Annotated in this window: 13 protein-coding genes; 7 read left to right on the top strand and 6 right to left on the bottom strand. The window is 64.5% G+C overall.

All coding sequences use genetic code 11. The annotated features are described in order from the left end of the window. The first annotated feature begins 226 nt into the window (after positions 1-226). From CH283_RS11310 to CH283_RS11290, 5 genes are all read left to right on the top strand, one after another. A complete protein-coding gene (locus CH283_RS11310; protein ID WP_068054375.1) occupies positions 227-1,156 on the top strand; it encodes a LysR family transcriptional regulator in 930 nt (309 codons plus the stop codon). Continuing rightward, positions 1,153-2,256 carry a mandelate racemase/muconate lactonizing enzyme family protein gene (locus CH283_RS11305; protein ID WP_094638853.1) on the top strand — a complete coding sequence of 368 codons (1,104 nt, stop codon included), beginning with the start codon at positions 1,153-1,155 and terminating at the stop codon, positions 2,254-2,256. Before CH283_RS11310 ends, CH283_RS11305 begins: the two co-directional genes overlap by 4 nt. 23 nt (positions 2,257-2,279) lie before the next feature. After that, positions 2,280-3,146, top strand: a complete 867-nt coding sequence (catA, locus tag CH283_RS11300) for a catechol 1,2-dioxygenase (protein ID WP_068054380.1) — start codon at positions 2,280-2,282, stop codon at positions 3,144-3,146. 5 nt (positions 3,147-3,151) lie between these two features. Next, on the top strand, positions 3,152-3,436 hold the full coding sequence (gene catC, locus CH283_RS11295; RefSeq protein WP_094638852.1) for a muconolactone Delta-isomerase: 285 nt from the start codon (positions 3,152-3,154) through the stop codon (positions 3,434-3,436). A gap of 112 nt (positions 3,437-3,548) precedes the next feature. Then, positions 3,549-5,051 carry an amidase gene (locus tag CH283_RS11290; protein ID WP_094638851.1) on the top strand — a complete coding sequence of 501 codons (1,503 nt, stop codon included), beginning with the start codon at positions 3,549-3,551 and terminating at the stop codon, positions 5,049-5,051. On the opposite strand, the gene CH283_RS11285 is transcribed toward CH283_RS11290, so the two are convergent. Continuing rightward, the gene (locus CH283_RS11285) at positions 5,030-6,082 is read right to left on the bottom strand and encodes an NAD(P)H-binding protein (RefSeq protein WP_094638850.1); all 1,053 of its coding nucleotides are present in this window, start codon (positions 6,080-6,082) and stop codon (positions 5,030-5,032) included. The genes CH283_RS11290 and CH283_RS11285 overlap by 22 nt on opposite strands. 87 nt (positions 6,083-6,169) lie before the next feature. On the opposite strand from CH283_RS11285, the gene CH283_RS11280 reads away from it, so the two are divergent. Together CH283_RS11280 and CH283_RS11275 are read left to right on the top strand one after the other, a co-directional pair. Further along, positions 6,170-6,970 (top strand): alpha/beta fold hydrolase, encoded by an 801-nt coding sequence (locus tag CH283_RS11280; RefSeq protein ID WP_094638849.1) that lies wholly within the window; start codon positions 6,170-6,172, stop codon positions 6,968-6,970. Next, positions 6,970-8,115: a PP2C family protein-serine/threonine phosphatase gene (locus tag CH283_RS11275; protein ID WP_094638848.1), complete on the top strand. Its 1,146-nt coding sequence runs from the start codon at positions 6,970-6,972 to the stop codon at positions 8,113-8,115. The genes CH283_RS11280 and CH283_RS11275 overlap by 1 nt, the downstream gene beginning before the upstream one ends. Here CH283_RS11275 and CH283_RS11270 read toward each other — a convergent pair. The 5 genes from CH283_RS11270 to CH283_RS11250 all read right to left on the bottom strand — a co-directional run bounded on the left by CH283_RS11270 (position 8,092) and on the right by CH283_RS11250 (position 12,869). After that, positions 8,092-8,451 (bottom strand): STAS domain-containing protein, encoded by a 360-nt coding sequence (locus CH283_RS11270; RefSeq protein WP_094638847.1) that lies wholly within the window; start codon positions 8,449-8,451, stop codon positions 8,092-8,094. The genes CH283_RS11275 and CH283_RS11270 overlap by 24 nt on opposite strands. A 69-nt stretch (positions 8,452-8,520) precedes the next feature. Beyond that, positions 8,521-9,852 carry an MCE family protein gene (locus CH283_RS11265; RefSeq protein ID WP_094638846.1) on the bottom strand — a complete coding sequence of 444 codons (1,332 nt, stop codon included), beginning with the start codon at positions 9,850-9,852 and terminating at the stop codon, positions 8,521-8,523. 131 nt (positions 9,853-9,983) lie between these two features. After that, positions 9,984-10,439: a hypothetical protein gene (locus CH283_RS11260; RefSeq protein WP_068054403.1), complete on the bottom strand. Its 456-nt coding sequence runs from the start codon at positions 10,437-10,439 to the stop codon at positions 9,984-9,986. Positions 10,440-10,487: 48 nt separating this feature from the next. Continuing rightward, the gene (locus CH283_RS11255) at positions 10,488-11,729 is read right to left on the bottom strand and encodes a DUF6745 domain-containing protein (RefSeq protein WP_373557634.1); all 1,242 of its coding nucleotides are present in this window, start codon (positions 11,727-11,729) and stop codon (positions 10,488-10,490) included. A gap of 156 nt (positions 11,730-11,885) precedes the next feature. Then, positions 11,886-12,869 (bottom strand): sugar-binding transcriptional regulator, encoded by a 984-nt coding sequence (locus tag CH283_RS11250; protein ID WP_094638970.1) that lies wholly within the window; start codon positions 12,867-12,869, stop codon positions 11,886-11,888. Between the last annotated feature and the right edge of the window lie 83 nt (positions 12,870-12,952).

The raw sequence follows: 12,952 nt of genomic DNA, 5'->3' as shown, positions 1-12,952 counted from the left end.
TCCGCGGCGGTGCAAGTCGCGTGGCGGTTGTCTCCGACTTTGACACCGAGTGGCATCGGTCACACCAGGGCTTTGCCTAGGCTCGACCAGGGTGTCTATTGATCGCGTTCACTTATCAATCGACCGGAAATAGGTCTTTGCCGTCGATGGATGTGCGGCTTACTGTGGGCAGGGTCACGCCGAGGAGTACATCGGCTCGGAACGCGATATCGGAGAGGAAGTCACCGTGGAGCTGCGGCACCTGTATCAGTTCGTGGCGGTGGCCGAGACGTGCCACTTCGGTCAGGCTGCCAAGCGCCTGCATCTGGCGCAGCCGGCGCTCTCCCAGTCGGTTCGTCAACTCGAGGCAGAACTCGGCGTCACGCTGCTCACTCGCACCACACGGCAGGTCAGCCTGACGCCTGCGGGCGAGTTCTTCTACCGCGAGACGGTCCGAAACCTGGAGAACATCGAGCGAAGCACCCACGGTGTTCGACGCATCGCCGAGGGGCGCTACGGGCTGGTACGTATCGGTTTCACGGGTACCGCTGCCTTCGATCAGCTGCCGCCGATCGCCAGAGCGATCAAGCAGCGCCTGCCCGGCCTCGCACTCGAGGTCCACGGGGATCTGCTCACTCCTGCTCAGGTGGAGGGGCTGCGCTCCGAGCAACTCGACGTGGCGGTACTGCGGCCGCCCGTGGCGGGCGACGATCTGGTCATCCGCACCATCACCACCGAATCTCTCTTGCTGGCAGTGCCCGTCGACCATCGGTACGCCGCCGAGGCCGCACTCGAGGTAGCCGACCTCGCCTACGAGGACTTCGTGATGTACGCGGACTCGCATTCGGTGGTCAACGAGGCAGTTCTACGTAGTTGCCGCGCAGCTGGTTTCAGCCCCCGGCGTGAGCACGAGGCCCCCGACACGTCCGTGTTGCTGGCCCTGGTCGCTGCCGGGCTCGGGGTGGCTCTCGTTCCGGAATCCGTCCGAGCACTGCAACTCACCGGGGTCGTCTTCCGGGACATCGCGGGCGCAAGCACCATAGATCTGGCATTGGCCTGGCATCGCGACCGACCGTCGGCCCTCGTCGACGCATTGGTCGGCGCTCTCGAAGAGGCCGGGGTCCTGCCCCGCGTCGACACACTTTCTCCATCACCCGACCCGAAGGCAGTTCTATGAAGATCGTTGCAGTCGAGGCGATTCCGTACAGCATTCCGTATGTCAAACCGTTGAAATTCGCCAGCGGAGAGGTGCATGCCGCCGAGCACGTGCTGGTTCGAGTGCACACCGACGACGGTAGCGTCGGCACCGCAGACGCGCCCCCACGTCCCTTCACCTACGGCGAAACTCAGCGCGGAATCGTCGCGGTAATCGAAAGCCTCTTCACCCCTGCGATTCTCGGACTGACCCTGCTCGATCGGGAAGTGATTCGTTCCAGGCTGACCCGCACCGTGGGCAACCCGGTGGCGAAGGCTGCGATCGACATGGCCGTCTGGGACGCGCTCGGCCGCACCCTCGACCTGTCCGTCACCGAGATGCTCGGCGGATACACCGATCGGATGCGGGTGAGCCATATGCTCGGATTCGACACTCCGGCAGCGATGGTCGACGAGGCGACTCGAATGCGCGAGACCTACGGAATCGAGGTGTTCAAGATCAAGGTCGGTCGCCGGCCCGTAGCCCTCGACACCGCCGTCGTGCGCGCGCTCAGGGAAGGTCTCGGCGAGGGCGTCGAACTGTACGTCGACGGCAATCGCGGCTGGACTGCTGCAGAATCGGCACGCGCCATGAAGGACATGGCCGATCTCGGACTCACCCTTGCCGAGGAACTGTGCCCGGCCGACGATGTTCTCGGTCGCCGCTGGCTGGTGCAGCAACTCGATGTCCCCTTCGTCGCGGACGAATCGGCCACCACGCCTGCCGAAGTGACTCGCGAGATCCTCGGAGGATCGGCGACGGCGGTGAGCATCAAGACCGCCCGCACGGGGTTCACCGACTCGACGCGAATCCATCACCTGTGCGAGGGCCTCGGCCTGGATGTGGTGATGGGCAACCAGATCGACGGTCAACTCGGCTCGGCCTGCACCGTTGCCTTCGGTGCCGCCTTCGACCTGACGTCGCGTCGAGCCGGGGAACTTTCGAACTTCCTCGACATGAGCGACGACCTGGTGACCGAGCCGCTCGAGATCCGCGACGGAGAACTCACCGTCCCCACCGGTTCCGGTCACGGCATCGACATCGACCCCCACAAACTCTCCACCTACCGCATCGACACCTAGCCCCGAGAACGAGGAGTTTCACCATGAGTATCGACCACGCAGCATCGACAGATCTGTCCGCGGAGGTGGCCACCGCCGCCGCGTCCGGCGCGAACGCCACCCAGCGCTTCACCTCCGACAAGCAGGCCGCTGCCGACACCCCACCCGAGCGCGTGAGTCTGCTTGCTCGCCAGGTCATTTCGGCGATCCACGACACCGTCCGCGAACACAAGGTCACGTACGACGAGTACAACGCCCTCAAGGCATGGCTGATCAACGTCGGGCAGACCGGAGAGTGGCCGCTCTTCCTCGACGTATGGGTGGAACACGTCGTCGAGGAGGTGGCCGGAGAGTCCCGCGAGGGCAGCAAGGGCACCATCGAGGGCCCCTACTACGTTCCCGATGCACCCGAACTCGGTTCCGCGGCGATCCTTCCCACCCGCGACGGCGAGAAAGGCACCCCGCTGCTGTTCAAGGGGCAGGTGCGCGGCGTCGACGGGGCCGCGCTGCCCCATGCAGTCATCGAGATCTGGCATGCCGACGCCGACGGCTTCTACTCGCAGTTCGCACCGGGCATCCCGGAGTGGAACCTGCGCGGCACGGTCACTGCAGATGATCAGGGGCAGTTCTGGATTCACACGATGAAGCCTGCGCCGTACCAGATTCCGACCGACGGAGCGTGCGGAAACCTGATCTCGGCTGCCGGTTGGCATCCGTGGCGTCCCGCGCACCTGCACCTCAAGGTCGCGGCAGCAGGTCATCAGCAGATCACCACCCAGCTCTATTTCCCCGGTGACGCCCACAACGACGACGACGTCGCGAGTGCGGTCAAGCCCGAGCTCATTCTCGACCCGCACGACGTCGACGGCGGACAGGAAGTCACCTACGACTTCGTTCTCGACAAGGCCTGAGCGACATGCTGTTTGCAGTGAAGATGGACGTCGCGCTCCCGCAGGATCTCGATGGGGACGTGCGAACCGACACTCTCGCCCGAGAGAAGGCGTACTCGCAGCAGTTGCAGCGCGACGGTGAATGGGTGAACATCTGGCGGCTGGTGGGCCAGTACTCGAATCTGAGCATTTTCGATGTGCGGGACAACGAGCGACTCCACGAGATTCTGTGGAATCTGCCGCTGTTTCCGTACATGAGCATCGACGTGACTCCACTCGCCGGGCACCCGTCGGACATCGCCGCGGGGTGAAATCAACCTCCCGCCTCGTCGAACTCGCAGTTGTGCACGATATTGGGCCGAAATCGCCGCACAACTGCGAGTTCGGCACTCCGGCGACGGTCCCGGGACCTAGGCTGACGCCATGCGTATCGACGAGTATCGCAAGTACGACGGCCTCGGCCTGGCGGAACTGGTAGCGAACGGTGAGGTGACGCCGCGCGAGTTGCTCGATTGTGCTCTTGCGCAGACCACATCGATCGACCCGTCGCTCAATTCGATCGTTCGCCTCATGTCGGAGCAGGCGGACGAGCAACTGGCGGGAACGCTCGACGGGCCGTTCGCCGGTGTGCCGTTTCTGATCAAGGATCTCTCGCAGGACTATGCCGGGGTGCCCACTGCGAGCGGATCCCGCTCGTTGACGAATCTGCCGATGCCCGAGCACGCAACGGTGGTGCAGCGCTGGCTCGACGCAGGCCTGGTCATCTTCGGCAAGACCAACACCCCGGAGTTCGGTGCCAAGGGAATCACCGAGCCGACCGTGTTCGGCCCGGCTCGAAACCCGTGGGACCACAGTAGAACTCCCGGTGGCTCGTCGGGCGGATCTGCCGCTGCGGTCGCGGCCGGGATCGTCCCGGTGGCAGGGGCGAGCGACGGTGGCGGTTCGATTCGCATTCCGTCGTCGTGCTGCGGGCTCGTCGGCCTCAAGCCCGGCCGCGGGCTGGTGCCGTCGGGACCGACGTTCGGTGAGGCGATGCACGGAGCGGCAGTGCAGGGCGTCGTGTCGAGATCGGTACGCGACACCGCCGCGATGCTCGACGTGTTGGCCGGTGGCGAGGCGACATCCGGTTACTCGCCCGCCCGGCCGGACGGGAGCTTCCTGTCACGGACGGAGCAGGACCCCAAGGCCTTGAAAATCGGCATGTATGCGGCGACGTCGGTGAATCCGAGTCCGGATCCGCAGGCCGTCGCTGCGATGGAGTCTGCCGCCAAGACACTGACCGAACTCGGCCACACCGTCGAACTTCTCGACGCCCCGCCGTACGACGATGCCAGCCTCAATCGCGAGTTCCTGCTGGCCTGGTTCATCTATCTGGCCTACGAGATGGACGAGGTCAAGCGTCGAACCGGTTGCGGTGACGACTCTTTCGAGCGAGACACCCGGATCATGGCGGCGCTGGGAAGATCCGCCAGTGGCGTCGACTACCTCCAGGCGGTGGAAGGTCGCCACGTGCACGTGCGGGCTCTGGCCACGTACTTCGAGACCTACGATCTGCTGCTGACCCCGACGATTGCCGAGCTACCGCCGAAGATCGGTGCATTCGATCTCGCGAAGCCACTGGGAATAGCGTCGGACTTGTTGTTGCGCAGTAGAACCGCCGGTCTGCTTCGGCACACCGGCATCGTCGACCAGATGATCGACGACAACATCTCGTGGATTCCGTACACCCAACTGGCCAACGTCACCGGCCGCCCGGCGCTGTCGCTTCCGCTGCACTGGACGCCGAGCGGACTCCCGATGGGTGCGCACTTCACCGCTCCGCTGGGCGGCGAAGCGTTGCTCGTCCAACTGGCCGGACAGTTGGAACGAGCCGTGCCGTGGGCCCACCACTATGCCGATATCGGTCAGCGGGTAGCCCCGAGCTGAGCCTTTCCGAGGATGCCCGACGGCCGCTGCCGCACCTGGCCGTCGACGATGTCGACGACCCCTCCTGCCCACTCGGGATCGGTGTCGGCGGCAGCCTGGGGATCGGCGTGGGCATCGGTGCCCTCCTCGGCGGTCACGGTGATCGAACGCTCCAGTGCCTCCTCGACGCTCATCAGCGAGGTACCGGGTTCGGCGAACACCTCCGTTGCCGCGTTCCCGCGGCGCACCACCATGTCGTGGGTGAGGCTGTCGACCAACGAGATCACCGTGCCGGGAGGCATGGCGGTGATGATGGCGACGGCGCGCCCCACCAATCCCGTCGGCAACAGCGGCACCGGGATCTGTGCGCGACGCAGACCGGCAACGCTGCCGTACGCCTGCAGCAGCTCCGGGTAGCTCATCGTTTCGGTTCCGCCGATGTCGAACGTTCCTGGGCGTGCGGTGTCGCCGAGGGCGCGGGCGATGATGGCGACCACGTCGACGACGGCGATGGGCTGCACCTGCCTGCGCATCCACGTCGGAATCGGTGTCAGCGGTAGACGCTCGGTCATGCGACGCACCAATTCGAACGACGTCGATCCGGAACCCAGGATGATCGCCGCGCGCAGCACGGTGGCGTCGACCGAACTGTCGAGGAACACCTCCTCGACCTGCAGGCGAGAGCGCAGATGATCCGACAACGGGGTGCCGTCGTCGGGGATCAGGCCGGAGAGGTAGACGATCCGGCGCAGGCCGTTGCGCTCGGCGGCGGCGGCCATGGACTGCGCGGCGTGGCGATCCTTCTCGACGAAGTCGCCCTCGTCCATCGAGTGCACAAGGTAGACGACGGCGTCGACATTCTCGGTCGCGGTGTCGAAGGTCTCGTGATCGTCGAGGTCGAAGTGCACCGCGGTGACGTGCGCGCCCCAGGCGAAACGCGACTTCTTGCTCGGATCGCGCATGGCCGCGTGCACCTCGTGGCCCTGCTCGAGAAGGACCGGGATCAGCCGGGATCCGATGTATCCGGTTGCACCGGTGACCAGTACTCGCATGAGATTTCTCGTTTCTGTAGATACAGGCCATACCCGGTCGGGGCAGTCTCACTCCCCGCTGTCGTAGCCAGGTGACAGACTGTGCGGGTGAGTGCGCGCATCAGGAACAACGTCAAGGTCGTGGGGGCTGCCGACGGTCCCGTGGTGATGTTGGCTCACGGCTTCGGATGCGACCAGACGCTGTGGCGCTCGGTCACCGACGTCCTGGCCCCGAATTTTTCGGTCGTGCTGTTCGATCACGTCGGATCGGGAGCGTCGGACCCGGCTGCTTGGGATGCCGACAAGTACGCGCCGCTGGACGCCTATGCCGACGACATCATCGACATCGTCCGGGAACTCGACCTCCGTGACGTCACGTTCGTCGGGCATTCGGTGGCGTCGATGATGGGCGTTCTCGCGGTTCAGGCGGCACCCGAGCGATTCTCCAAGCTCTTTCTCCTGACGCCGTCTCCGCGATACATCGACGACGGTGACTATCGCGGGGGTTTCAGCCGCGAGGACATCGACGAGCTGCTCGAGTCGTTGGACAGCAACTATCTGGGCTGGTCCGCTTCGATGGCGCCGATCGTGGTCAATGCGCCGGATCGGCCGGATCTCGAGAACATGTGGTCCGCGAGCTTCTGCCGAACCGACCCCGAGTGCGCACGGGTGTTCGCGCGCACCACCTTTCTGTCCGACAATCGCGCCGATCTGGCCGGGGTCACCCTGCCCACGATGATCGTCGACTGCGCACGCGATTCGTTGGCTCCGCCTCAGGTCGGCAGATACGTGCACGAACATATCGCCGGCAGCACTCTGAAGACGCTCGACGCCAGCGGGCACTGCCCGCACGTCACCCAACCCGAACAGACCGCCGAGGCGATTGCGGCCTTCGTGAGACCGGCGTAATGCACGAGCTCGACATCGAGGATCTGTACGAGAACGCGCCGTGCGGTTACCTGTCGGTCTATCCCGACATGCGGATCGCGAGGCTGAACGCGACGCTGGCGGGCTGGCTCGGCTTCGAGGTCGACGCCCTGATCGGGACCGACTTCACCCAACTTCTCACCGCCGGTGGCCGCATCCACTACGAGACCCATTTCGGTCCGATTCTGCGGATGTACGGTCAGCTCGACGGCATCGCGCTCGATTTCGTGACGTCCGATCGACGTCGGCTGCCGGTGTTCATGACCGCGAACGTCAAGACCGACGAGTCGGACACGCCGGTGCTCATTCGCATCACCGCGCTCGACGCCAGGGACCGTCGCACCTACGAACGCGAGTTGCTCGAGTCCCGGACGCGAGCGGAGCTGCTGGCCAAGACACTGCAGCGGTCACTGCTGCCGCCCGCCCTGCTGCCGCCGTCGGGAATGACCGCTGCCGCGCACTATCACGCGGCATCGAGCGACGAGGTGGGTGGAGATTTCTACGATCTGTTCCCGCTGTCGGACGATCGCTGGGGATTCTTTCTCGGCGACGTGTGTGGCAAGGGTGCATCGGCTGCGGCCGTGACGTCGTTGACGCGGTACACCCTGCGCGCTGCCGCGGTGTACGACCACGACCCGGTCGCTGTACTGCACAATCTGGATTCGGTTCTGCGACAGGAATTCCGCGAGAACAACGCGCAGTTCTGCACGGCGGTGTTCGGGGTGCTCAGTCGTTCGGCCGATGGATTCGAGGTGTGCATGGCCAGTGGCGGTCATCCGCCGCCACTGGTGATGCGTGCCGACGGCAGTGCGCACTACGTCCACATGACGGGCGGGCAACTCGTCGGGATTCTGCGTCATGCGCGCTTCGTGCCTGCCACCGTGACGTTGAGCGCGGGCGACACCCTGATGCTCTACACCGACGGCCTCACCGAGGCCAAGGTGGGCACAGGTCGATACGACGACGAGGGTGCGCTGTTGGAATTCGCGACTGCCCACGCCCCGGCGTCGCCTGCAGTCATCGTCGAGGACCTACGGGTACTGCTGGACAGCTTCGGCGACGGCTTGGCCGACGACGCAGCAGTGATGGCGCTGGGAGTGGAGTCAGTCGAGAGCGGCGAGGGCTGACGCGAGATCGGCGTGCAGCGCGAATTCCTGATCGAGACCCATCAGTTTGATCGGACGGCTGGTGGTCGGCCCATCGGCGACGACCGAGAAGGCAACGGTGTCTGCGTGATCCTTCTGCGTCGACGCCAGCACGGTCATGGCAGCCGAGGCCAGGAACGAGACCTTGCTCAGATCGACGATCAGGGCAGCCGGTGTGGTGGAAATCTGCGCTTCGATCGCGGACGACAGCGCGGGGGCCGTGGTGACGTCGAGTTCACCGGCGACCGCGATGACGGCTGCGCGCCCGTCGTTGCTGGACTGGATGGAAAATCCGGCGGTGTTCGTATCGGCTGGCATGTGTGTACTCCTGAATCGTTACCCGCCGCGCTCGTCGACGGGGTCTTCGGTCCATTCAATCAGTAGGTCCTACCTGAACGTGACCTGCGTTCCTCTGAGTGCGGGAGCGCCGACCGTCGTGGTCCAGGACGGCACTGCGTCGGGCTCGATTCCAGTGGCCCCGCCGTAGACGACGGCCAAGGTCTGTTGCTCGGTGACCGAGTTCGCGTACGAAGCCGGTACGGGGGAGAGCTGCGGAGCCGGAAGTGACGGAAGGTCCTGCTGCCCGGGGTTTCTCGACGGCACCTGGTACGAGCCGTCGTTGGGGGAGCCGCCCGGGTACTGCGGGAAGTATTCGCCCGCCGAACGGTCGAGGGGGCTGGGGCAGCTCGGGGGCCGGTTCTGCTCGAACAGTCGCGGTTCGTCCTGGTTCGGCAGGTACCGCCCCTTCGGGTTGACGAAGGGCATCGAGACGTTGATGCCGGGATACTCGTCGCCGACGCCGGTGACGATTCGGCCGCGTCTGGCACCCTCGGCGAATTGGGCAACGGTGCAGCCGACAGCCGGGGAGAACTCGGCGAACACCTCGAGCGCCTCGCGTGAGTTCGCGGCCAGTCCGATGATGTCGGCGGAGTTGGCGTCGAGGAAGTCAGTAGTCGTGCTCGAGGCCGACGTGACCGAGGAGTACAGCGTTTCGAGTGCCGGGCGCTTCTCGACGACGGTGTTGCCGGTGGTCCGCAGGTTGTCGAGCGCGTCGATCAGTTCGGGTGCCGCGTCGGCGTAGGTCTGCGAGAAGTCGGCGAGTCCGCGCAGGTCCTCCTGGATGGCCGGAAGCTCGGTGTTGAGCCCGGCAAATATGTTCTCGAGTCGGTCGATCGTGAGGCCGAGTTCCTCGCCGCGACCGCTCAGACCCTGTGCCAGCGCACCGAGGGTGTTCGACAGATCCTCCGGCGGCACGGCCTGGAGCAGCGGCAACAGGCCGTCGAGCACCTGTCCGACCTCGATGGCGTTGCCGCTGCGATCCTGCTTCAACACCGTGCCCTCGGTGATCGGCGACCCGGGCCTGCCGTCCGGCAACTCCAACGCGACGTACCGCTCGCCGAACAGTGTCTTCGGCAGCAGTCGCGCGGTGGCGTTCGACGGAATCATCTCGGCCATGTCCGGTTCGATGGCCAACTCCGAGGTCACGACGCCACCGGCCGTCGTCGCCGATCGCACTTCGCCGACGATCATGCCGCGAACCTTGACGTCTGCGTTGCGGGGAAGCGCGTTACCGACGGAATCGGTCTCGAGGGAGACCGTCACGACGTCCTTGAACGTCTTGTTGTACGAGGTGACGCTCCACCCGACGAACATGACGATGAGTACGACGAGACCGATTCCGAGGAGTCGGTTCTGGACCGGTGAGGGGGATCCGGTCATGGATGAGTCGCAACGACGACAGCAGTCATGTCGCGAACCTTAGTGGTACACAACGTCACACTTACTACCGAAAATTGCTTTGTGAGATGGACCTAGCACTTCGGCAACAATGTGATGCGAGCCACTGGCTCTCAGTCGGCGATCAACTGAGGTGCATGGAACCAACCGCCCTGTCCGCCTTCACGCTGACGGCCGATGACATATCGACCGGGAGCGATTCCGGTGGCTCCGTGTTCGGGGTGAATGAGGTACGCCGTCTGCGAGTTGGCCAGAATTCCCAGGGCGAGACCTCGGACGTCGTGGACGGGACTGAGCCACGTGCAGATGCCGCCGTCGGCGACCAGGCTGTGCGGGTTGCCGCCCGCAGCGCTGCGCAACAGTTCGATTCCCGTCAAGGGCACATCCTCGCGACGGGTCTGCTCGGTGGGGACGACTATGCCGTCGAGCAGTACGTACGGTACGACGATCAGATCGCCTTGGGCTTGCAGGCCGTCGATGACGGGCACGGAGATCTCCTTGTCGAGATAGTCGAATACGTCGAGGCCGGTGAGGTCGGTCAGTGCAGACAGCGTGATGTTCGAGTTCATGTTTGTCACCTTGGGTGTGTTGTAAGGGTGTGTGGTCGGGGTGTGGGGTCAGGTTCTGCGGAGTAGTCGGCCGTAATCGGCTCCGGCCAGACCGTAGGTCCAGCCCGCGGCGTCGACCGCGGACGAGAATGCGCCGGGGACGCGAAGCCCGTAGCGTCGGCGCTCCCCGTCCCGTTCGCGAGAGCCGTTGACGGCAAGCAGTATTCGACCCTCGTCGCCCCATCCTGCGGGGGTGGCGAACAGTTGCAGGATGCAGCCGGGGTTGCCCGGGTCGTCGTCGGTGTCGATCAGTCGTAAACCGGCCTGGTCCAGATACGAATCCCAGCCGATCCGTTCGATGGCGCTTCGCCGGATCTCGATGTTGCGTTCGACGGTGATGCGTTCGACCGTCGGATCATGGATCACCCAAGCGGGAATCACTGTCCCGTTGAGGACATGGACACCGCTGCCGTCGCCGAACTCGACCGCGGGGGAGGTCGAATGATGCAGTCGCACTTCGCCGTGCACCGGATTGGGAACCGGTTCGGTGTGCAGAGCCGTCGGCCGTTCTGACATCACTGCGATGTCGTCGAACGCCCACCACCATCCCGTCGACTCGATGAGGGCGGATTGAATGTCGAGAAGCTCGTTGTCCTCGCGGCCGAACGTCATGAGGCCGAAAGAGCGATAGATGTCGTAGTAGGCGACGCGATGGGCTTCTTGTTGTCCGTACCAGCTGACGGTGCCGAAGGGGCGCGGAGCGAGGGTTCGGACAGCCGTGGCCACTCCGTCGAAGAGGCTGGTGTGCAGAGACTTTCGTACGGTTCGGCGAATGATCGGATCGGGACTGATGTCGGCGTAGGCCGCGTCTGTCGGTGAACGGCGTGCGACATCGATACGCGCCTGCAGATCGCGCTGTGCATTGTTGTCGGAGTAGTAGTACTGCTGTGGCCATTCGATCTGTCGCCGATCGATTCGCTGGTCCATTCGTCGGCGTGAACTCGACAGCAGTGTTGCGATGAGGGAGCCTGCACCTGCGCTGTCCGCTATCGGTCGAGATGTCATGAATTCCGCGGCGGCTACAGGGGATGCCACCCATGAGAATTTCGGCTCAGGACGACCCGATCTTCGATACAGTTGTGCCACAGCCGATTCCGCGGCTGTTCTGTCGGAGGGGCCGGCCTTCAGGCCGTAGGCGAGCCATCGATCGCGTTGCGCGCAGATTGCGCGAATGCTCTCGGCATAATCTTCGGGATTGTCACTGAATGTGCCGCGACGGGGAAATGTCGACGGCATCGGCACGGCGCTCACGTGAGGGAGGCGGTGTCCGCCTTTCCGGTTGTCATGAAGAAAAGAGTGACACGAGAATCCACTGAGCGCAAGGCGCACGTGCACGAAACTTCGTAACAGGGGTCGAGGTGTCTTTTGGTCGTTCCTGCAGGCTCCACTCCTACCCGCTCACGTGGGTCAGCCGCGCGAGCGGAGAATCAACTGGGCCGCGCTGATGTCGTCGATGACGAGGTCGGTGATCAATCCGCCGCGGAGCGCGGCGGTGAGGGCATCGAGTTTCGACGCCCCGGCGACGATGCAGACTCGGCGTGGCACCACCTTGAGTCGGTCCAGGCTCGGTCCACTCGATCTGTCGTTCAACGCAATTCGATCGTGGCTGCCGTCGGAGCGCAGGAACACGGTGGCAATATCTCCGACGACGCCGTCGCGCTGTAGCTCGGCTCGATCCTCGCGCTCGAGATAGCCGGCGCTGTAGACGTGACTCGGAACGGCACTGCTCATGACGCCGATGCTGAACACGGCGAGGTTCATCCGGTCCTGCAGTTCGAGTACTCGCTTGATGCTCCGCTCGCGCCACAGGTGTCGGCGGGTTTCGGGGTAGTCGAAGAACGCGGGAACTGGAAAGCCCTGCGCCACAGCGCCGTAGGCGTCGGCGAAGGTTCGGACGATGTCGGTGGCGTAGGAGACCCCGGTGGTGCGGGTGTTCGCTGCGCCGTTGAGCTGCACGACGGTCGAGTTGTGGGTTCGTTTGGGTGCGAGCTTGCGACTGACGGCGCTGACGGTGGTTCCCCAGGCGACGCCCATCACCATGTCGGACTCGAAGAACGACGTCAGCAATCGGCCTGCGAAGGTGGCGACGCGGTCGAGGCGCTGCAATTCGTCGACGGTTTCCGACACGGGAACGACATGTGCACGAATGTCGTACAGATCAGCGAAAGCCCGCTCGATTCGTGGCGCCTGACCGAGAGGGGTGGAGATCTTGATTTCCACCAGTCCCGATGCCCGCGCGAACGTGATGAGCCGGGAGACCGTCGAACGAGATACGCCCAGCTCACGACCGATCGCCGCCATCGTCATGTCCTGGAAGTAGTAGAGGCGCGCTGCCTGGGTGGCATGGCCGGTCCGCAGATCCGATTCGGGTGCGATGCGTTGGTCCGTCACCATCGCCAGTGTACGACCGCTTTGCACATATGTGCATCAGCTGTGCAACGCAGTGCAGGCCGTCTACCGTGGCAAACAGCACG

Source organism: Rhodococcus sp. 05-2254-2, assembly GCF_002259095.1.
GTDB lineage: Bacteria > Actinomycetota > Actinomycetes > Mycobacteriales > Mycobacteriaceae > Rhodococcoides.
This window is presented reverse-complemented; position numbering and strand designations above follow the sequence as displayed.